Annotated in this window: 15 protein-coding genes and 1 other RNA gene; 6 read left to right on the top strand and 10 right to left on the bottom strand. The window is 27.2% G+C overall.

The features are described from left to right. Positions 1 to 100 precede the first annotated feature (100 nt). From NLO413_RS02265 to NLO413_RS02255, 3 genes are all read left to right on the top strand, one after another. Positions 101 to 1,075 (top strand): D-alanine--D-alanine ligase, encoded by a 975-nt coding sequence (locus NLO413_RS02265; RefSeq protein ID WP_232295901.1) that lies wholly within the window; start codon positions 101 to 103, stop codon positions 1,073 to 1,075. Positions 1,076 to 1,088: 13 nt separating this feature from the next. Further along, complete coding sequence (locus NLO413_RS02260; RefSeq protein ID WP_045808912.1) at positions 1,089 to 1,868, top strand: cell division protein FtsQ/DivIB; 780 nt, start codon at positions 1,089 to 1,091, stop codon at positions 1,866 to 1,868. A gap of 569 nt (positions 1,869 to 2,437) precedes the next feature. Further along, complete coding sequence (locus NLO413_RS02255; RefSeq protein ID WP_045808911.1) at positions 2,438 to 3,850, top strand: sigma-54-dependent transcriptional regulator; 1,413 nt, start codon at positions 2,438 to 2,440, stop codon at positions 3,848 to 3,850. Positions 3,851 to 4,336: 486 nt separating this feature from the next. Here NLO413_RS02255 and NLO413_RS02250 read toward each other — a convergent pair whose 3' ends face one another. Beyond that, complete coding sequence (locus NLO413_RS02250; protein WP_045808910.1) at positions 4,337 to 5,314, bottom strand: NAD(P)H-dependent glycerol-3-phosphate dehydrogenase; 978 nt, start codon at positions 5,312 to 5,314, stop codon at positions 4,337 to 4,339. Positions 5,315 to 5,630: 316 nt separating this feature from the next. Here NLO413_RS02250 and NLO413_RS02245 point away from each other — a divergent pair, with 316 nt between their 5' ends. After that, positions 5,631 to 6,566: a tyrosine-type recombinase/integrase gene (locus tag NLO413_RS02245; protein ID WP_045808909.1), complete on the top strand. Its 936-nt coding sequence runs from the start codon at positions 5,631 to 5,633 to the stop codon at positions 6,564 to 6,566. Between the two features lie 631 nt (positions 6,567 to 7,197). Here the strand turns inward: NLO413_RS02245 and purM are convergent. Next, on the bottom strand, positions 7,198 to 8,235 hold the full coding sequence (gene purM, locus NLO413_RS02240; protein WP_045808908.1) for a phosphoribosylformylglycinamidine cyclo-ligase: 1,038 nt from the start codon (positions 8,233 to 8,235) through the stop codon (positions 7,198 to 7,200). A 305-nt stretch (positions 8,236 to 8,540) separates the two neighbouring features. Here purM and NLO413_RS02235 point away from each other — a divergent pair, with 305 nt between their 5' ends. Beyond that, entirely contained in the window at positions 8,541 to 9,185 is a 645-nt protein-coding gene (locus NLO413_RS02235) for a histidine phosphotransferase family protein (RefSeq protein ID WP_045808907.1), read from the top strand. 413 nt (positions 9,186 to 9,598) lie between these two features. Here the strand turns inward: NLO413_RS02235 and NLO413_RS02230 are convergent, their stop codons facing one another. Beyond that, positions 9,599 to 10,441 carry a hypothetical protein gene (locus NLO413_RS02230; RefSeq protein ID WP_045808906.1) on the bottom strand — a complete coding sequence of 281 codons (843 nt, stop codon included), beginning with the start codon at positions 10,439 to 10,441 and terminating at the stop codon, positions 9,599 to 9,601. Positions 10,442 to 10,706: 265 nt separating this feature from the next. Continuing rightward, on the bottom strand, positions 10,707 to 11,063 hold the full coding sequence (gene rsfS / locus NLO413_RS02225) for a ribosome silencing factor (protein ID WP_045808905.1): 357 nt from the start codon (positions 11,061 to 11,063) through the stop codon (positions 10,707 to 10,709). A 679-nt stretch (positions 11,064 to 11,742) separates the two neighbouring features. Here rsfS and folK point away from each other — a divergent pair. Further along, positions 11,743 to 12,303 carry a 2-amino-4-hydroxy-6-hydroxymethyldihydropteridine diphosphokinase gene (gene folK, locus NLO413_RS02220; protein WP_045808904.1) on the top strand — a complete coding sequence of 187 codons (561 nt, stop codon included), beginning with the start codon at positions 11,743 to 11,745 and terminating at the stop codon, positions 12,301 to 12,303. Positions 12,304 to 12,584: 281 nt separating this feature from the next. On the opposite strand, the gene NLO413_RS02215 is transcribed toward folK, so the two are convergent. The 6 genes from NLO413_RS02215 to NLO413_RS02195 form a co-directional block, all read right to left on the bottom strand. Beyond that, positions 12,585 to 13,049 carry a hypothetical protein gene (locus NLO413_RS02215; RefSeq protein WP_045808903.1) on the bottom strand — a complete coding sequence of 155 codons (465 nt, stop codon included), beginning with the start codon at positions 13,047 to 13,049 and terminating at the stop codon, positions 12,585 to 12,587. Between the two features lie 333 nt (positions 13,050 to 13,382). Further along, the gene (locus NLO413_RS02210) at positions 13,383 to 14,657 is read right to left on the bottom strand and encodes a M48 family metalloprotease (protein ID WP_045808902.1); all 1,275 of its coding nucleotides are present in this window, start codon (positions 14,655 to 14,657) and stop codon (positions 13,383 to 13,385) included. A gap of 421 nt (positions 14,658 to 15,078) precedes the next feature. After that, positions 15,079 to 18,093, bottom strand: a complete 3,015-nt coding sequence (locus NLO413_RS02205) for a phosphoribosylformylglycinamidine synthase subunit PurL (RefSeq protein ID WP_045808901.1) — start codon at positions 18,091 to 18,093, stop codon at positions 15,079 to 15,081. A 620-nt stretch (positions 18,094 to 18,713) separates the two neighbouring features. After that, an RNA gene (gene rnpB, locus NLO413_RS04785) (RNase P RNA component class A) lies at positions 18,714 to 19,048 on the bottom strand. Between the two features lie 1,798 nt (positions 19,049 to 20,846). Continuing rightward, entirely contained in the window at positions 20,847 to 21,299 is a 453-nt protein-coding gene (locus NLO413_RS02200) for a PAS domain-containing protein (RefSeq protein WP_045808900.1), read from the bottom strand. Positions 21,300 to 21,435: 136 nt separating this feature from the next. Continuing rightward, complete coding sequence (locus NLO413_RS02195; RefSeq protein ID WP_232295900.1) at positions 21,436 to 22,074, bottom strand: murein hydrolase activator EnvC family protein; 639 nt, start codon at positions 22,072 to 22,074, stop codon at positions 21,436 to 21,438. Between the last annotated feature and the right edge of the window lie 82 nt (positions 22,075 to 22,156).

Below are 22,156 nucleotides of genomic sequence, written 5' to 3'. Positions count from 1 at the left end.
GGGTAAAAACTTTGTTTTTACACTATTATGTCATGTTGTGTGCTACGCTAATTAGTTTAACTGTGATGTAGTAAATACCTATGAGAATTATGGTAATATTGTGAATTGTTTAAATAAAGAATTATCTATAGTGGTTTTAAATGGCGGCATGTCTTTAGAACGAGAGGTTTCTTTAATGAGTGGAAAGTTAATAACAGAATCACTTAAACGTCTTTGTTATAATGTTGTCAGTATCGATGTAGATAGTAATGTTGATAATAATTTGCGTAATGCTTCTCCAAATGTTGTTTATAATGCTTTGCATGGTAAATATGGCGAAGATGGCTCTATTGCTGGTTTATTGGATGTTATGCAAATTCCTTATACCCATTCAGGGGTTTTAGCTTCGTCCATTGCAATGAATAAAGTTGTGACCAAGTATGTATTAGATAAATTGAAAATAGATTATCCAGTATATAAGGTTATAACGTTAGATATGTTGCTTTCTAATAGTAATATTCTGCCTTATCCTTATGTAATTAAGCCTATTAGTGAGGGTTCAAGCATTGGTGTATATGTTATTTTTAATAATGATGATTATCATAGTGCTGTCAGTAATATTGGTGATTTAGGTAAGGAGATAATTGTAGAAGAGTATATAGATGGGCAAGAGATACAAACAGCAATATTTTTAGATAGGGCAGTAGGAACGATGGAATTTTTATTTGATGGTGTTATATATGAATATAATGCAAAGTATACTAAAAACATGTGTGATCATATATTTCCCGCTAACGTTCCTATCGATGTATACAATAAAACTCTTGAGCAATCTTTAAGACTATATAGGTGTTTAGGATGTAAAACAATGGCACGAATAGATTTTCGATATGATCCTAAAAAAAAATTACTTAAATTACTAGAAATAAATACTCATCCCGGTATGACAGAGTACTCTGCGTTTCCTGATATAATTACACGTAAATGTGGTATAAGTTATGATGAGTTGGTGGATTTAGTAGTAAAAGATGTTTTATATCCTAATAATAATTATGGTCGGTATATAGATCAATTAATGAAGGTAAATAGTTATTGAATGGTAATTAACAATGAGTTTGGTGAGTAATTTGCAAAAGAAGTATTTGATAAGAAGTAGAGTATATTTTATAAAAAAATGTATTTTTGTTGCTATTATTTTCATGTTTAGTTTTACTATTTTGTACTTTTCTAAAAACTATGTTTTATATCATGTAAATAGAATATATTATACGTTTATTACTAGTATATCTCACTTTTTAGTAGATAATGGGTTTGCAATTGATAAGGTAATTATTAGTGGTAACAAATCTGTAAGTAAAAGCGAAATTTTGCAGTTTGTAGATAGAAGAGGCACTATTATATTTCTGTCTATTAATGATTTGCGGGATAAAATAAAATCCAGTAGCAAATGGATTAAAGACGTGATTATTAAAAGAGTTTTACCTGGTACCATATATATTGAAATTCAGGAGTATTTTGCTTTTGCAAATTGGGTACATAATGGGGTTAACTCAATTATTGATAATACAGGACATGTTATAGTAGCTAAAAGTGGTAGAGTAAATAACTTAATTTCTATTTATGGTGATAATGCTTTGAAAAATTTATATTTTGTTCGAGAGATTTTAAATGATAATAGTATATTAAGTACTATGATTTCATCTTTTGTATGGGTAGGTGATAGAAGATGGAATATAGTTTTTTCTAGTGGACTAGAGGTGCGACTTCCAGAAAATAATCCGCATATTGCGTGGAATTATTTAACATATTTAAATAGAACATCTAATGAGTTTGTAACCTGGAAAATGGTGGATATGCGTATTGATGGCAAAATTTATATAAAACAATAAAAGTATATATGTTGCTAGTAATTTTAAATTAGGAAAGTTAATAATGTAACATGTAATTTAATAAATTGTATTCTAAATATTTGTAATTTTATAAGATAGTTTTGATATTATATGATGATAGTAAGTAAGATTTGAAAAGTGATAAATTTATATCTATAGATATTAGTAGTTTGATAAGGCAGTAGTACAGTAAGTTAATACTTTTTATAATTTTTGTTAGTACACAAAAAAAAAACTTGTATGTTATAAATTAATTCAATTTCTTTAAATATAGCATCTAACAATTAAATTTTTAAAAAGCATTATATTGTTTACATAAATTCATAGAAAAATAAATATTAGCTATATAATTCTGCATTGTTTATTGTATATACAATATTAAAATTTTAATATTTGTATTTATAGCATTACATTATACAGTAATTTTATTGCATATACTATCATCATTATATTTACTTGTTGAATGTAAGTGTATGAGGTTATATTATTAGGTGTATTGTTATTGTAATGATATAATTGAGTGATTTAAATATTTCATATAATGTGAGTTTTATATCATAGGAGCTATTATGTTGAAGGCAAAAAGATTCTGCATATCGGAGGTTTTAATAGTTGATGACGAAGCTGATATTAGGAATCTGATTAGGGACATATTAAGTGATGAAAACTATGCTACTAAATCATCAGTTGATGGGTTATCTGCTATAAAGCTTGCGTATGAAAAAGAACCGGATGTTGTATTATTAGATATATGGTTAAAAGGGTCTGATGTAGATGGATTAAGTGTATTGGAAAAACTTAAAGAGAGGTATCCTTATTTGCCTGTTATCATGATTAGTGGTCATGGGAATGTTGCAACTGCGGTAAAGTCTTTGCACAAGGGGGCTTATGATTATATAGAAAAACCTTTTACAGAAAATAGATTGAAATTAGCAGTTAAAAGGGCAATAGAATCTGGAAGACTGAGAAGGGAAAATGATGAGTTAAAAGCTTCATTTGAAGACTATGAATTTATAGGTAATTCTCCTGTTATTAGGAATTTAAGGAACATTATTGAAAAAGCGTCAATAACATCTAGTCGCGTTCTTATTACAGGTGCATCTGGGACAGGAAAAGAAGTAGTAGCTAGGTTGATACATAAAAAATCAAAAGGTTGTGATACTCCATTTGTTACTATGTGTACTTCTATGATGCCTGCGAATAATTATTTAGCTAATATCTTTGGTATTGAAGAATATAGTAATTCTTTACCTAATAAGTTGTTGCCAAATATTGGTATAGTAGAACAAGCTAATCGTGGTACATTGTTTATAGATGAAGTAACAGAGGTACGATATGATGTTCAACTAAGATTATTAAGACTTTTACAAGAGGGAAAAATATATAGGGAGAATGGTAAAATTCCGATAGGTATTGATGCAAGAGTAATAGCTGCTTCTTCTAGAGTTATTAAAGATGAGGTTAAATTAGGGAGATTTTGTGAGGATTTATATTATAGGTTAAATGTACTTCCTATTGTAGTACCATCGCTATGTGAGTATTGTTCAGATATTCCTGAAATATGTAGATATTTTATGAAAAGTATATGTAAAAAAATGGGACTTGCTGATCATGTAATTAGTAATGATGCTATTATAGCAATGCAATCTTATAGTTGGCCAGGAAATTTACGTCAATTACGTAATGTACTGGAATGGGTTTTGATCATGAAGTCTTCAGAAGGAATTATTACTGTTGAAGACTTGCCAGCAGAAATAATATCAGGTTCAGCTGTAAATGATACTTTAAGTGCAAGGATGGTGTCTGTGCCTTTAAGGCAAGCAAGAGAGGAATTTGAAAGGCAATATCTAAAAACTCAATTATCTCGATTTGGTGGTAGTGTGTCGAAAACTGCAGAATTTGTAGGAATGGAAAGATCAGCTTTACATCGTAAATTAAAAGTATTGGGATTATATAATATAGATACAGCAAAAACTAACTGATATTGTTTTGCTTATAAATGGTATTGTATGTTGTTATTAATCAAGATGATGGGTATTTTAAGTTTTATATTATAAAGTTGTATAAAATTAGTAAAGATCTTAAATATCAATAGAAGGTTCATTACAAGTTTATAATATACGGGAAAGGTAGCATGTAGTATGTAAGATATTAATTGAGTATCAGGTTAGATTTATATTAATGAAAGGATTTATTATAAGGTTATATAGAATAACATGAAATGTGTACAGTGAATATTAATACGGTATTATAGTTTTATAGTGAAGTTAAAAAGAGAAGATTTTAATATCAATAAAAGATTTATTATAAAGTAATATAGAAGAAATACATGAGATGTGTAGTAGTAAATATTAATACGGTATTATGATAGTTTAATATGGGGCTATAAGCAAAGATACGTTACGATGGTATGTGAAGCTACACAATTATAAAATTATTTTTCAAATATAGTATGTGTTATAGCTTATCTAGTTGTATAGCATATATTTAATAGCGTTATCTAAATTTAAATTTTCATATAATAGCTGGTATATGATTGTACAAATAGGTAGTTTAATATTAAATGTTTGTGATAAAAGAGGGATAGATTTTGCAGTAGTTATGCCTTCTGCTAGTAATATATTTTTGTGAAATATAACACTATTTTCTTTTCCAATTGTAACCCCGAAAGACATATTACGAGAATGGGTTGTAGTACATGTTAATACTAGGTCTCCCAAGCATGAAAAACCTATTAAAGTTGAGAGATTAAAGTTATTGTGTTTTGCTATATATAAATTTTTAATTTCTTCCATTCCTTTTGTAATCACAGTAGCTAATGCATTGTATCCAAGCTGCTTGCCAATTATGATACCGCATGCGATAGCAATGATGTTTTTTATTGCAGCTCCAACTTGTACGCCTATCAGATCTTTTGTGTACGTGATTGATAGAACAGAATTATGAAAATTTGATATTAAGTATTGTGCTAGGCTGTCATTTGTACCTGCTAGTACAAGAGAGCATGGTAATTTTTGTGCTATTTCTTGTGCTAGACTTGGACCTGATAAGATAAATATGGGATTATTAGGAAATATTTCACTGACTATTTCACTTGGAAGAAGTAGAGATGTATTTTCAATACCTTTACTACATATTAATATAGGAGTAGAGGAGGTGATATGTGTTTTTTGTATATTAATACACAAATTTCGTAGTTCTTGTGTAGGTACTGCAATAATGATTGATGATGGACTGTCAGATAAAGCTGTAGAGATTTCATGGACAATACTTATATTTGGTGAAAGTTTATAATTTGGTAAATATATGGAGTTTTCTTGTATAGAACGTATAGACTGTATGACTTGTTGATTACGACTCCATAAGTTAATTTTTATATTATTATCAGATAGTGCAAGTGCTATAGCTGTACCAAATGCTCCTGCTCCTAATATGGTAACCTTCACTTTTTACCTTTTTTGAAGAAACTGAAAAATTATATATTATTTAGGTATTATGATCTATAATTAAAAGAATGCCTACAATAGGATTATAGTATTTTTCTAGTATGGTATGTAAAATTATTTTAAAGTATAAATAATTGTTTAGTGTTAGAAATAAGTAGATTTTTAATTAGGCTATCTATATAAATCTTTGTTTTTGGTCTAAGATAAGTTTTGGAAACATTTATTTATTATTTATCAATGTAATGATATTTCTATATTTAAAGAATATTTGTAATAATATGATATAGTTACTTGTATTTTTAATAGTAATGATTTAATGGAATTAGATAAAGAATTGTTAACCATAGTTGATAGTTGGGTAAATTGGTTAAAATGTGAAAAAGGTTATTCTATAAATACTATCAGTGCTTATAAGTCAGATGTTATTGGATTTATTGTTTTTTTATATAAAACTTCTTTACAAATTGTAACTGTAAAAGTTATTAGCAGTATTAGTGTGAAAAATCTAAGACAGTGGTTGTCATTTAGGTATAAAGATAATATAGAATCTGTATCAAATGCGCGTGCAATATCTGCATTAAAAAATTTCTTTCGATATTTATGTAGGGTATATGATATAGATAATCAAGCAGTTTTTTATATTTTAAAGCCCATAGTTAGAAAAAGCTTGCCAAAAGTATTATATGAATCTCACATTGATGCAATTTGTAGTAGCAATGAAGGACTATATCAGTACTGGTATGAGAAACGTGATTTGGCAATTATTATGTTACTATATGGTTGTGGTTTAAGAATTAGTGAGGCAATTAATATAAAATTTTGTGACTTTAGGGGATGTGAATTACGTGTAGTTGGTAAAGGAAAGAAAGAAAGAGTTGTTGTAGTATTGCCATTAGTCAAGAAATATATTAATGAGTATATAGAAAGTTGTCCTTATTTTTGTGATAAAAATAAAACTCAATATGTATTTGTGGGACTAAGAGGGAGTAAATTACAAAGGACTTACTTTGCAAAAAGGATGCAAGTTATGCGTCGAAAAATTGGATTACCAGAAATTACTACCGCTCATACATTTCGTCATAGCTTTGCAACACACTTGTTTTTAAGAGGTGCTGATATCAGAGTTGTACAGGAATTGTTAGGACATTCAAGTCTTTCTACAACGCAAATTTATACTAATTTAGATCATAATAATATTATAGATAATTATAGGGATTTTCATCCTCAGACAATAAAAAAATTAAATCAATAAACAATGTTATAATGCTATGCATTTTGCTAATGTTAAGCATGAACACATGCTGATATTACTTTAAGTGTTAAAGAATGAGGTAAATGTAACTAGTGTCGGTTACATGTAAATCTTTATTTGTATATGCTTTTACTGTGTGAAAGTGTTAATCACATTATTAGTATTAAATTTTTTATTTTAAGGTTTATAACTTTATGTTTATGATAAATGTGAGATATATGCAAAAATTTAGGCCAATTATGTGTATGTATGTAAAATAGTATCTTAATTTATGTGGAATAGATTCTACTATAGTAGAAATAGCATATGCATGATGTATCATGATCTATGACATTTAAAGATTATTGCATTTGTTATGGCTTGTAATTTTTAGCAGTTTTAAAGTTAAAGAGATTTTTAGTAGTAAATGTTAACTAACATAATTATATGTATTTATGTTATGATATAAGTTTGTACTTAATGCCAAGTGCTTATCTAAGAGGCAATTTGCAAAGAATTCTCTTTTACACTGGTATTGCTTGTAAAAGTTATTATAGCGCATGTTTATTTATATATAACTTTTGTTGTGTGTTGTACAAAGATTAAGCAATTAACATAATACAAGTAATAATTTTTTGAGGATTACTTTATGTTATGCTCTATCAAATATAACTTTTTCTGATGATGTATGAGGTATAATATTACCAATCGTATATATAGGGGTACCTTGATTTAAAAATATGTTTTTTAACGTTACAGCATTTTCTGGAGAGGTAATTATTACCATTCCAATGCCATAGTTAAATGTACTAAGCATTTCCTTTTGAGATATATTGCCTATTTTTTCTATCCACTTAAATATTTGAGGTTTTTCCCAAGAATCTAAGAAAATATTTGCTGCTAGATTTTCTGGTAATATACGAGGTATGTTTTCGATAAATCCTCCACCAGTAATATGTGCGATTCCTTTTATTAAGTGAATTACCGGTAATATAGATTTAGTATATATGTAGGTAGGTGTAAGTAACACATCAGCCCATGATTTATTACCCCAGGGACATTTATCGTTATAATTTATGTTAAGATCTTGTAGGATTTTGCGTATAAGTGAAAAGCCATTTGAATGTACACCACTTGAAGGTAATCCAAGAATGACATCTTCAATGTTAATGCTATTTTTTATAGGTAAAATTTTTTCTTTTTCAGCTATGCCTACAGCAAAGCCTGCAAGGTCATATTTTGTAGTAGAATACATGCCAGGCATCTCAGCTGTTTCACCTCCTATCAAAGCTACATTTGATTCTTTACAACCTTGAGCGATACTGTTAATTATTTGTAATGCAATATCATTATTTAATTTGCCAGTAGCAAAATAATCTAAAAAGAATAATGGCTCTGCTCCATGTGAGAGTATGTCATTTATACACATAGCAACTAAATCTATTCCTATATTGTGGTGATTATTTACTTCTTGTGCTATACATAACTTTGTTCCCACACCATCAGTTGATGATACAATTACAGGAGCGTTATATTTCTTTATGATAGGTGATAAGTCAAAAATTCCTCCAAAGCTACCAATACTGCTTATAACTTCTGTTCTAGAAGTTAATTTGGCAATTGTTTTAATATTTTTAACTAACATATTTGCATTTTTGATGTTTACTCCAGAATCTTGGTATGTATTCATAAACTAGTTATAATATTTAAAATATGAGAATAGCATTAAATGCTTAATTTTAATAATATAAAGTTTGCTATTTATATGTTATGTGTATGTATATATATTTTCTAATATCTGTATACTAATAGAGCTTGCTTGTAGAAGTGCTGAATAGAAATATTAGTGTTTAGGGTTATTATCTATATTTTTAACTATTTTGACTATGTTATATACAAAAATAATTTTTATAAATTGCTATCTATTTTATAGTTTACCTATATTAAATCATTAAAAGGTACAATACGTATGCATACTGTTATATAGGGGTTATTATGCAAGAAAATATTAGTGAAAAAAGTATTTTATCATGTACGGAGCTATTATCTGCAAAATTGTTACATGATTTAGCCGGTCCTATAGGAGCAATAGTAAATTATATAGAATTTTTAAGTGAAGGTGATAAGTCTAATAAAGATTTTGTTTGTTTACTAAGTGAAGCTTCTCATGAGATTATGGCTAGGTTTAGAATATCTAGGCAGTCTTATAGTTTATCAGAAGATAATAAAAGTTTTAGTAGTGCAAAAGCAAACATTGAAGAATATTTAAATACAAAAAAAGTGCGGTTAAGTTGGAATATAAAATCGCAGATGTTGAATGTACAGTTAATAACAAAGATCAATAAATTAATATCTAATATTATCATGTTATCAATGTTGATTATGATAAATGGTGAAGAGATTGTAGTTTTATTACAAGAGGAGGGCGATAGAGTTATATTAAAGATAACCTTAAAAGCGCAGAGTATTGAGATTCATAAAAATATACAGGATATTCTTGATAAAAAGGCAGATTATATACTAGATACAAGAAATGTACAAGCATGGATTATATCTTTATTATTAATTGAGTATAGTGTTAATTTGAGTTATAACTTTATACAAAAAGGTATTTTAGAGTTTTGTATACTTTTTATATGAACTTTTTACTTATACTAAATGTATGTTTATCTATGCTTTTAGTATTTTACAAGTTTGTATATTTTATGAAATGTTACTTTATTTTATTCACAGTACTACTAATATTTTATAAATCAAAATTTTATGTTGAATAGGATTACAATGTGTAGGTGTTTTTCATATAATTTTGCAGTATTATTAATATGTATATTACACGGAATTACCAATGTTTTTGAACATTGTATGCGGAGAATCATTATTTATTTCTTATATTTTTAAAGATTTTACAATGTAATATAGATTAAAATTATATTTTATTGCATAATGTTTATTATTTTATACTGTGTTAAAGCACTGCTAATATTTTTTATAACGTATATACTTTTTAATTATTTGCTCAACAACTTGTTCTATAATGTTACTGAATAATAGTTTTATTTTGTATTATTGATAAAAGAATTGTTAATGTTTTCTATAAGAGTAACATAATTTGTTTCGTTATTTATTTGCAAATATTTAATTAATGACTCTATTATTGGAGTATATGCTGCTAATCTTATATTTATATTTTTATGTATTCTTGCAACAGCAGATGGTGCATCTTTATCACTACATCCAAGTAACACAAACACAAATTTATAATTTCCCATGTACCCAATAATATCGCTATATCTAATATTGGTATGAAGTGTATCTAGTAGGACTTTACTTAATTGCATTGTACGCGTATTGTTGTGGTTAATGTTTAATGATACTATTCCAATAATAGATTCAATGTTGTTTTTCTTTACAAATTCTGAAATAACCTGTATTTCTTTTGTTGTTGAGATTACATCTAAAACATCAAAATCCTGATCCATAGTATATTTGTCGTTTACTAACAATTTTTTTCTAAAGAAGTTTAATTGTTGAGTAATACTAGTATCACGTATTAGTAGTTCGTAATTGATAATATTTCTGTTTGATAAAGTACGAAAGATCTTAGGATGTACATTAATTATTTGTTTATTTTTATGAATAAAGGAAAAATTTCTTATTTTTGATATTATATCAGCTAAGTCTACACCATCTTGGATATATTCTAAATAACTGTCAATTGTTTCTACTACTTCGTAGCTTAGTATAGAACGCAGAGGATATTCTAGTATGTCATCTTTATGATATCCTAGCAGATTAGTAGCAGATCTATTAATGTTCGAAATAGAAAGAGTATGAAGATTATTATCTTGTTTGATTGAAATGACAGCATCACTTAATCTACGTGCAATTATACTCATTATTTGGTCCTAGTTGTTTTATTGTAGTATAACGACGTACATGCAAATATACTTTTATGCTTATTAACTACATGTACTAGTTATTATAAGTTAACTAATTTTATTAATCAGTTCTTTATATTTTTAATATAGAAAAATATTAATTCAAAACTGTTAACCCATTATTAACATGTGTATATTAAAAGCTATATTTGTGTATTTATTGAATAATTTTGGTTACTTTATTAATCAAAGAAAGTTGGTTGCTGTGATAGTGTTAGTATTTTTATAGTTCTGTACTTGATATAACATTGTTCCATAGTTCATCTAAGTTGTAGTATTCCCTTACGTCTGGCCTGAAAATATGTGTTATTATGTTTTGTAAGCTGATTACTATCCAATTGCCATCTTGTAATCCTTCTATTGATAATTTTTTATATGGTTTGATTTTTTTTCTGATGTTATTTGCTAAAGATTTTACATGAGAGGTAGATTCACCTGATGCAATAATCATGTATTTTGCTAGTATACTTTTGTTACTTATATCTAATATACTAATATTATTGGCTTTATGTGTATCAAGAATCGAGATTATAAAGTTTTTTAATTCTTCTGTTGACATCACTATTTTATCTAGAACCATAGATATACTTAAAAAGTTTGCGTTATTCTATTATATACTATTATGTTACGTAAAGTAAAATTAATGATTTATACTGTAATGTAAATTTTTTTAAAAGGGAAATATGGCATAACCATAGTATTGTGAAGTATAATATAAAAAACATGTATGTAATAAAGAGTATTTATTATAGAGTGTATGCGTATACGTACTCATAGTTTTAGGTATTTGTGAAGTAGTTAAATTTTGTTACATTAATATTGCATTACTACAATACAAAATAAACAGTATGTAATATTGGAAAAATAACATTATGTTGATTATCATCATTATATGCAGTATTTGATTTGTATATTTTTAAAATAGATGTTTATTAGTTAATTTGTATTAGATGATTAAAAGTTGCTTTTAAAGCAATGTATTACTATGTATATAAATATGCAAAGGATATTGTAATAATAATTCTAATTTTTATTATATTATAATTAGTTGTACATATAGGTATATTAATAATAAGCTACTATTTAGGGTTTTTATTATGTGATAAAAGCTTATATGTTGTGTTTATTATTGCTCTTTAAAGTAGCTTTGATGGTAGGTTAATATTGATAAAGGGATAAATGTAATAGTATTATATGTACGAATTATCTGTAATAACAATGTTTAGGATTTCTTTTGTGTATAAATTTGTAATGTGTGAATGAAATCTTACGGAATTGTAGTATTATCATTGGGAAGTAATCTTGGTTATAGGTTGAGTAATATTCAATTGGCTATAAGGATGCTTCCTATTGTTAATAAGGTTTGCTCATGTGTATATGAAAGTGAGGCATTATTACCACACGGTGCTCCTATAAGTTGGAATATTCCCTTTTTAAATATGGCAGTTGCTGGGTATACAGATTTATCACCTTTTGCACTTTTGTGTCATATAAAAAAAATAGAAAATTTTTTAGGAAGACGTAATAAAGAATTTTGGTCTCCTAGAACAATCGATATAGACATAATATTATGGAATAATGTTATCATTAATGATGAAACTCTGCAGATACCTCATCAACATATGCGCTATAGAGATTTTGTTCTTATTCCAATATGTGATATCTGTCCTCAATTTACACATAATGTTTTCAATATAAGCATAAATACAATGTTATTAGATATCACACAAGTAAACTTAGTACAAAGGCTTAACTCTACGAATTTTATCTTGCATCCATTTTCTCCACAGGTTCATATAACTCATCCGCTTAACAGGTAATACATTGTTTGATTAAAAAATAATTATACAATATAGGGTTATATAAAAAAAGCACTATATAGCATTTTATGAAAATTATCATTTTTTTTAGTGGGTTTAGTGGATAGGTACTATAAGTGCAATTGCAAAATATAGATTATAGAAGTCACTTTGGTGTTTATACTTTACATAATATATAACGTAAAAATACTGTAACACAAAACATGACTGCTATAATCTATGAAATAAGTAATATCTAGGATACCTGTGAAAATGGTATTGTAAGAAGATGATAGTTATTGCTATTTTTTATCACAAAAATATGTACATACTTCATTAAAAGTAACTTTACCACCGCAGTCAGTATAACATAGATTATAATCATTTCTGCATAGTCTATTACAATTGTTAATATTGCAAATACTTTTTTTATCCTCTTTTGAAATTGTTTTTGTTATAGTTATTGTGCTATTAGAATTATTGTTATTATTTTTGTTATTATCAGCACTTTTGTTGCTATTGTTAGTATCTTTAACGATGTTAATAACAGATGATGGAATATTATATAATTTTTCTTTAAACTCACATTCATTTACTTGTTTTTGACATTGACGATAACAGTTGTTTTTTATAAATCCGCATTCTATAATGCATTTCTTTCCTTGCTCAGTGGCAGGGGGTGTGTAATCTACTTGTGTTTCATATATAGGGTAGCATGATACTAAAGAAAACATAATGCAATATAATATTTTAGCTAACGACTTCATAATGCTTTCTCCTTTTTTTTTTGCTTATTAACGATCACATATAATTTTAGGGTAAAGTTTTTAAAAAAATATAAACCTGTAATTGTATAAAAATATATTTTTAATAGCGTTTCCTTTTTTTTGACATATTGATGATCTTTCTTTATGTGTTTGCACAGTATATGACATAGTAATTACTTTGAGACAATAAAGTATGGCCTGATAATACTAACATTCTTTATGTGATTTAGATAAAAAACTTATTTGTAAATACAATAAAAATCATAAATAATATTATTTATATCCTGCATAACTTTATTGTTGTTTGTAATACTTTTTGGTTGTCTTATAATATTATAGATTACGTTTAATATGTTTTTTCATATCATCGATATGACTTATATAAACACTATCTTTGGGCAAGTAGTTTTTTGATAAATTTGCATATTTATAGAAATTTTTTGTATCATTTTCAATAAAAAACTTATTTGTAAAGGCAAAGTATGACATGCCGACATTATTAAGCTTTCCATAAGCTATAGCTAATTGTTTCCATATGAAAGGATTATCTTTTTCTTTGTATAGTACTTGCTCTAGATGATGTACTGCTTCTTTTGCATTACTTAATAACAATGCTTGTACAAGTTCTAACTTTATCAATAAATCATCTGGCAAAAATTGTAATGCAATTTTATAATTTTCAATAGCTTTTTTTATATTACCAACTTTATAAAAAATTTGAGCCTTTAATTCATAAAAATATGGGTCATATGGATTTTGTTTAATAAGGGAATTTAGTTGTTCTAGTGATTCTTTAATATTAGATTTTCTATAATTAATAATAGAACGTGTATATAAGGAAAGATATTTTTCGTCTTTGAAAGTATTAAGTGGTGCAAAAAATGCATGAACTTTATCTATAATTCTCTTGAAATTTTGTGTATCTTCGCTGTGCCAGTTATTAGATGTATTTTTTCGGCGATAATTTTGTATATTTTCTAATCTTTGTTTACTGAGTGGATGTGTTAACAAATATTGATCCATTATACCATGTTGTGATCCTAAATTATGAAAGTATCTAAATAGACTAACTAAACCATCATAATCGTATCCTGCAATATCTAGATATTTTAATGCACATTGATCAGCAATTTCTTCTTGCTCACGGTTATTAGCAAGAAACATCCTGTAGTTTATGGTACTAGTGCTTGACATTATGGCTTGTCCAATATTTGGATTGATTGTAATTGCAGCAATCATTCCTAAAGCATAACCTAGGCTTGTATTTATGACGGTCTTACGTACGTCTTTCTTTTTGTACAGTATATGCTGTTGTGATATATGTCCAATTTCATGAGCTATTACCCCAATTACAGTGTTGGGGCTTTGTGAAAATTGTAGTAATCCTGAGTGAATAAAAATGTTTTTGTTGTTTATAATATAAGCGTTGATAGTATTATCATGTACAATAAAAACTTTGATATTATCAATATTGATATTTGCTGCATCAAATAATGGGTATGCTATTTTCTTTATTACATGCTCTACTTCGCTATCTCTTACAATATATACTCCATAAGCTTTGAAACTGTATGTAAATAAAGCTAGTAATAATAAAATTTTTTTCATATTAACCTGTCATTACACTAATGTTATTATAAACAAAAAAGTATATAACAAAAAATATTTAAATGCCCAAATATGTATTACTAAAAAATTATTTACTTTTTATATACTTTAAAAAATTAAATAGTATTATGTTACATAGAAGTTATTTTGTATATGTACAATATTTAATTTATGTTTGAGTATTGTACATAATGTTAAGGTATTTTATAATTTTAATTACAGTTTTATAAATATGAAATTATGTGTGAATTGTAACATAATATGTTTATTCTTTAATTAATGTAGATTATTGAGTAAATATTTATAGGTACTGTATTTAATGTTGAGTTTAAATTGATATATATCAAATGATTAAATCACTATTTTTATATAATTTGCGGGATGTGTAGCGTAATGCATTTATAAGTATTCACTTCTTAGTTTATGTATTTGCTTTATATAGTTGTTGATTACTAAATTTTTTGTAGCTTACTTCTAAATCATCTATGGCTATGCTTGTCAATCCAGTAATACAAAGTGATTTAGTTGATGTTACTGTTCCTATAACGGCATGAGGTACATCTTGAAATATTTTTTCAAATTGTTTCTTATTATTACGGTTGATTGTTACTAAGATTCTACTTTGTGATTCTGAAAACATTATGATTCTTTCTTTTAGCTTGTTATTGAAATTTATATTTTGTGTTGGTACTAAGGATAAATCTATTTTTGCTCCAAGTTGTCCGCCAATAAGGGACTTTATTAACCCTACAATTAATCCGCCTAGGTTTAGTGCAATGGAGGAAGCGATAATATTATTATTAATTGCTTGATAGAACTTTTTATATAATGTAGAGGCAGCCTTAGTATTAACTTGTGGAATATTGACTTCTCCTACATTACTGTAGGCTTGATATTCTGACATTCCAAGTTCATTATAAGTTACTCCTAAAACATATATTAAGTCATTTGGAGCTTTAACATCAAGCGTTACTGCATGTTCAATATTGTCTATTATTCCAAGTGTAGAAATTAATAGTGAAGGAGGGGAAGATATATGTATAGGATTTCCTTGGCTGTCATATCCTTTAAAGTCATTGAACATGCTATCTTTTCCTGAAATGAAAGGAATATTAAATGCTACAGCATAGTCGTAACAACCTCTAGCAGCTTCTTTTAATTGCCATAATCTTTCTGGATTTGTAGAATCGCACCAACAAAAATTATCAATTAATGCTAAATGATCAAAGTTTCCTCCTACTGCAACATAATTGCGTATTGCACTATCAATGGCACAAGCTGCCATGTTGTAGGAATCTACATCTCCATATCTGGACCCAAATCCATGGGATTTTACTATTCCTTTTTTTGATGATAATATTGGACGTATTACTATAGCATCACCACATACTCTTCCTTTACCTTGAATAGGTTTTATTACAGATGATCCTTGAACTTCATGATCATATTGTACTGAAATAAATTCTTTACTGTTTATATTTACTCTTTGAATTATGTTGTGTAAATCCTCTTCTATTGAAGAATTAATATTAGATTGTGTAATTGGCAGAGGGCATTTACGTGGTTGAGTTGTTAAGTGTGTTACTGGATTGCCATTATGTAAGAAATCTATATCAAGATCCATTATAACACGCCCATCATACAATACTATAGCTTTGTTGGTGTTAGTGAATTCTCCAATAATGCTAATTTCTACGTTATGCTTTTGCATTATTTTTTCAAGTTTGTGGTATTTATCTGGAGGTACGGCTAAAGTCATTCTTTCTTGTGATTCAGATATCCATATTTCCCAAGGTAACATGTACGGATGTTTAAGTAGTACTTTATTGAGGTTTACTATAAATCCTTTAATTCCCATTTCTCCTATTGATGATGATAGTCCACCCGCACCATTATCAGTAATTGCATTATATAAGTTAAGGTCACGAGCTTCTTTGATTATAGCATCAGATAATTTTTTTTGTGTGATAGGATCACCAATTTGTACTACTGTTGAACTAATGTTTTCAGTTAGTATGTTTGATGAAAAAGTTGCACCATGAATGCCGTCTTTTCCTGTTCTCCCTCCGATAATTACAATATAATCTCCATTCATAGGAGATTTTAAGTGAGAAGGGGATTCTTGAATTGTACGTGGAATAATACCAGTAGTACCAACAAATACTAATGGTTTACCATAGAACCTATTGTCAAAGTATACAGATCCTAAAGCGGTAGGAATACCAGAGCAATTACCCCCAATATTTACCCCTCTTACTACTTCGTCCATAATTATAGTTGGGTGAAGTATGGGTGTTGAACACTGACTATCTCTGTATAATTGCTCTTTTATGGATTCTGCGAAGCAAAAATAATAGGAATTAAGTATAGGTTTAGCTCCTTTCCCGAAACCTATTATATCTCTATTTACTCCTAATATACCAGTAATTGCACCACCAAATGGATCAAGTGCTGATGGGCTATTATGAGTTTCAACTTTATCTACTATAATAAAATTATCATCAAAAACAATTGCTCCTGCATTATCAGAAAATACGGAAACACATATAGGTGAGTTGATTTTAGCGGTTGCGCGTTTGATGTAATGCTTATATAACCCATCTGAAATTTCATCTATAGGTGAAGAAAAGATGTTGTGCTTACAATGCTCAGACCAAGTTTGTGCTAATGCTTCTATTTCTATGTCATTGGGATGTCTGTTAATTTTTTGAAAGTATTTTTGAATACTTTTCATTGCACGTAATGATAAATTTAAAGAACCTTGACCGTTGATGCCATACTTACTAATTTTCATAAGGTTATCATCACTAACGTTAAGATCTATAGAATGAACATATTGAAGTTTTTTGTGGGTAGTAAAGAGGTCTGTATATTTAATATATGGAATGGGGTAATGACTGTTTTGTGTACTTGGTAGTGTAGTATTTAAATTTGTTATAACTTTAGTGCCTAAGAATTTTACTTGAACATTGTGATTATGTATGTAGGTTAATTTACAATATTCTGTTAATGGGTTGTACGTGTTGGAAATATAGTGCATATCTGGTATTGCAGTACTTCCAAAAAATATTTTTGAAGTGTGAACTTGTACCTTAAAGTTATTGTTGAATGCTTCATTTATAATGTTGGCAGCTGTATTACCAACATTGTCGGTAACTCCTGGTAAAAAAGCTTTTTCTATTGACCAGCTTACATTGAAGATGTCAAACATGTTGTATGGTGTTTGAGAATTTATATTTATGTAATTTAATATGTTGTTATTGTATACAAATGCAAAAAACTCTTGTGTTACTTTGTTACTTAACAGCTTTCCTATAAAATTAATTTCGTTATTAGTAAATTGATAGTCAGCGTCTATGACATAAGCACAAGCACTTTTATTTATGTTATTACATATTTGATTTAATTTATTTGCAATAACAATATATATAATCATATTTCTTAGACAATACTTATGTCATATAATATTAACTAAAATATTCTATAGAGAAAACAAGTTTTACATAATATAATACATTTTCATGATATTATATGAGTTATTTAATAATCTTGTACTTTCAATATATAGTCAGTAGCTTTTTTTGACAAATTTTTTACTAATTAATATATATTTTAACAATATACATTAGTTATTGTAGTACTAATATGTATTAGTATAAAAGTTATGATAAACATATGTATAGAACCAATAACAAAATAGATTGTGTAAAGATACAAGCTTTGGAAATGGGATATAAATATAATAAGAATTATGTTTTTTATGCTTATGGTGAAATTTTGTTGTGTAACTTTATATTTATTATAAATATTTTTTAATAAGATGTCCTTTATTTAATCTTTCGTATATTAATTAAGGGGGGATAAATTGGGATTTGTCTTTTATTCTATTTGATGAATTGTTGTATATTAAGCTACGTATAGTTTAATTGATATATTATAACTGACCTCAAAAACAGCTTGATGTATTTTTATTCATAATGCTATAGCATGTACCTGCAAATTTTGAATGAAAAGTTTTGTAAAGCATATAGGCATATGCTTATTTATAATAATATAAGTATCAGGTAAAGGTAAGCTGGATTTTGTTTATGTAGTTATTCATCTGGGATAAATATTGCTATTTACCTCATGCGACTTACCCGGATAATAGTGAGGGAAAACACAATATCTCTGCTTAGTCTTGCTCCTGGTGGTGGTTACCTAGCTACTATATGTTACCATAAGTACGGTGTGCTTTTACCACACCTTTTCACCCTTACCTTGTTATTAAAGGCGGTTATTTTCTGTGGCCCTAACCTAAAGTTACCTTCGACAGGGATTACCTGTCACCATTTTCCCTTGGAGTCCAGACTTTCCTCTGCATTTTGTGCAGCAACTACTTCTTTACCTGATACACGAGATTATATTTTATAAATATAAGGAATACAAACTATTTATTATATAATTATGTAAAATATAATCTATTTATAAAACAATAGTGCTGTAAGCTTATTATTGGTATCTTTAATGTAGGGTAAGGTTTTAATGTTTGAGTGTATCAAATAATTGCTATTTAACTAATATATTAATGGTCGTATAGTATTTTTAATTGTTAAAATGTTAGGTTTTAATTTGTTTTAAGATAGGATTATTATTTTTTTATAAGTAATGATTTTTTTTATTTTTAAGTATTAAATTTAATTGTTAGAATGCTTATTATGTAATTGATAAATTGTATGTATTTATAAAGCTAATAGATTTAATTATGTATTAAAAATTGTAACATTGATTGTTATTATGATTTTGTTTAAATTAGTGTAATTAATTGCGTATTTTAATTAATGTGAGCTGAGATCTATAAGTTAATTTGCTATTGATTAGTATGTATAATGAATATATATGTTATATTTATGCAAAAAATTCAATTATTTTTTTGTATAGGTTTTATCACTTGTTGTATTGTTAACTATAACTGTGCGAGAAGTTTTTATGTATATATATATTAGAACACTAGCTTGATTTTTATAGAAGCTAGGGGTAATTTAAGTTTTGTGGTGAATTTTCGTAAATCTTGCAGTCAATGATTAGATGTTGTAGATAACTTTTTCATAAAAATTGAGTTATCTCTAACAAATAAGCGTAGAGCTTGCATATTGCTTCATGCATAAACTCTTTTCACTATATGTTAGATTGCTTATTATTGTCAACAGCATGGCATGTATGAAATTATTTATCTATAGAGTACCTTTAATAAAGGAAAGCTTATTGGTATAGGAACAGAAGAAGAAGGAAGTTTTTTCATTTTCTAAAGTAAGTGACATTTTTGGTGATCTATGTATACATTTTTCACTATGTTTAATATTCTTCTTGAGACGTTTATGCTTGTTTCTTGAATGTTGTGATACTACTTAATTATATCGTAAGTTTTTTAATACTGACCTGATATTATGGTAAAATTTTCTAGGATGATCTGTGTTGTAATTATAAAATGCTGACTAAACTTTTTTAATTTTTGTATTATTACACTTAATGAAGCACAACTTTTTAAGTTTTTGCTTTTACTTATTTGCATTAAGACATATATGTTTAAAATTTCTATTTTTTGTTATGAGACTGCAAAAAAGCTATATTAGCTTTTCTATATGTTTATATGAGGGAATTTTTTAAATTTGTCTTAATAATGCGCATTTGTGAATAATATTTACAGCTTTTAGTACGCATTTTGTTTTTAATTTACATGTTGAAATTGTATTTTGTTTGAAGTTGAATGTTTTTATATATAATGTGGTTTTGAATTAAGAGGTATATGAAAAAGATTTGATACTTTTTTAAAACTATTTGAATATACTCTTTTTGCATAATTTATTGTTATAATGCTTTGTGCGTATTTAACAGCTTGTGATTATTTATAACTGTTTTGCAATTATAATAGTATAACAAGACTAATATTATATTGAACTGCATGAGTGATACTTATTTATAGTTTTCTATATCTGGGTTTGTTTTATAAATAAATATGATTTTGTGTTAGGAGGAGTAAAAGGAAAATCTAACATTTTTTAATAAAGTTATTTTTTACTATGTGGCTCTATTATTATGTGATTTTTATTATTTTTATAGTGTTTTTCAAGCATTTGCTGTTTACTATAAATTATAGTGAAATAACTTTACATTTATTTAAGGTGGATCACTGATGAACAGTTAATTTAACTAATATATTTTTCCTCCTACAACTCCAATAATGGACTTAACAGTATCCTGTTCTCCTAGTGGTAATAAACATTGCCTAATTTTTAAGTAATTACCGGTTGTAAGTTGGGTTTCTGATTCTTTCATTAAGGGCTTCTGGTTTTCTGTTACTGATTCTAAGTAATCCTCTAAATCTTCTATAACTTGGGGAAAAAACATTGTAATGTTTTCAGAGCTAGAATAATATCTGACGTCGGACTTGTAAAGACTCATTGCTTTTTCTCCAATGTATGAGCAGTGATATTTATGCTGCATACTTTCTTGAACGTCAATTATAAAACAGCTTGGCCAAATTTCTATAATTTCTTCAGGATCTATTTCAGACTTTTGTGGAAAATTTCTAGCATTACGTAATGAATCCCAATACTCATATAATATTCTTATAGCACGTCTTTCTGATACGTAATCTGACATTTATTACCTGTAAATTAATAACATTATAAAGGAATTTACATGTAATATATTGATTTTTTCTTACCATGATGACACTGTATGTAAGTTGTATAATATAATATATAATACTATTGAGAGTTGAATTAATATACATTAATTATTTGCAATTTATGTATATTAATGGGTTAACAGCATTTCCATTTTTACGCATTGAAAAACATAGGGTGGGATTATTGGAAGCTTTACTGTTATTTTTTGTAATAGAGGCTATTACTTGTCCTTGTTGGACTTTTTCACCAACTTTTACGTAGATATTATGCAAGTAAGAATATAAAGTAATAGTATATTTGTCATGTTCTATTATTATTAAATTTCCATACCATCGTAATCCTTTTCCTATGTGTAATACTTTACCGTTTGCTGAGGCTTTAATGTTTGTAATATTGTCAGTTTGTATACTAATTCCTTCATTACACAAATTGTTATTGTTATGCTGATTTGTGAATGAAGACGTAATAGTTCCTTGAAGAGGCATGATAAATTTACATTTTGTTTGTGTATTTTTTTGACTGGTGGATAGATTATTAACTATGATCTTATTGTTAAGTTTTTGTGAGTAAACGTTTTTTACTTTAGCATTATAGTCTTTAATTAGATGATATTCATTTTTGTCGTCTATTTCTCTACGACCGTGAAATTCCTCTCCTCTTAGGGATACAGGTGCAGGTTTTTGTGTGCATCCAGACAATAGCATCACACTCAGTATTAATACTTGATAAATTCTTATGACTATCAATTTTTATCCACTCAATTTAATATAATATAATTTGACATTATATCATATAAAATTTTATGCTACCTGTTAATTATATTTTAAA

Source organism: Candidatus Neoehrlichia procyonis str. RAC413 (assembly GCF_000964795.1).
In the GTDB taxonomy this organism is placed as follows: Bacteria; Pseudomonadota; Alphaproteobacteria; order Rickettsiales; family Anaplasmataceae; genus Neoehrlichia; species Neoehrlichia procyonis.
Note: the sequence above shows the minus strand (reverse complement) of the source record. Positions and strands in the feature narration are given on the sequence as shown.

Bases quoted from the DNA above. Each gene is read 5' to 3' on its own strand.
- NLO413_RS02260 (WP_045808912.1), top strand. From the start codon at position 1,089: ATGAGTTTGGTGAGTAATTTGCAAAAGAAGTATTTGATAAGAAGTAGA.
- NLO413_RS02255 (WP_045808911.1), top strand. From the start codon at position 2,438: ATGTTGAAGGCAAAAAGATTCTGCATATCGGAGGTTTTAATAGTTGAT.
- NLO413_RS02245 (WP_045808909.1), top strand. From the start codon at position 5,631: ATGGAATTAGATAAAGAATTGTTAACCATAGTTGATAGTTGGGTAAAT.
- purM (WP_045808908.1), bottom strand. From the start codon at position 8,235: ATGAATACATACCAAGATTCTGGAGTAAACATCAAAAATGCAAATATG.
- NLO413_RS02235 (WP_045808907.1), top strand. From the start codon at position 8,541: ATGCAAGAAAATATTAGTGAAAAAAGTATTTTATCATGTACGGAGCTA.
- NLO413_RS02230 (WP_045808906.1), bottom strand. From the start codon at position 10,441: ATGAGTATAATTGCACGTAGATTAAGTGATGCTGTCATTTCAATCAAA.
- rsfS (WP_045808905.1), bottom strand. From the start codon at position 11,063: ATGGTTCTAGATAAAATAGTGATGTCAACAGAAGAATTAAAAAACTTT.
- folK (WP_045808904.1), top strand. From the start codon at position 11,743: ATGAAATCTTACGGAATTGTAGTATTATCATTGGGAAGTAATCTTGGT.
- NLO413_RS02215 (WP_045808903.1), bottom strand. From the start codon at position 13,049: ATGAAGTCGTTAGCTAAAATATTATATTGCATTATGTTTTCTTTAGTA.
- NLO413_RS02210 (WP_045808902.1), bottom strand. From the start codon at position 14,657: ATGAAAAAAATTTTATTATTACTAGCTTTATTTACATACAGTTTCAAA.
- NLO413_RS02205 (WP_045808901.1), bottom strand. From the start codon at position 18,093: ATGATTATATATATTGTTATTGCAAATAAATTAAATCAAATATGTAAT.
- NLO413_RS02200 (WP_045808900.1), bottom strand. From the start codon at position 21,299: ATGTCAGATTACGTATCAGAAAGACGTGCTATAAGAATATTATATGAG.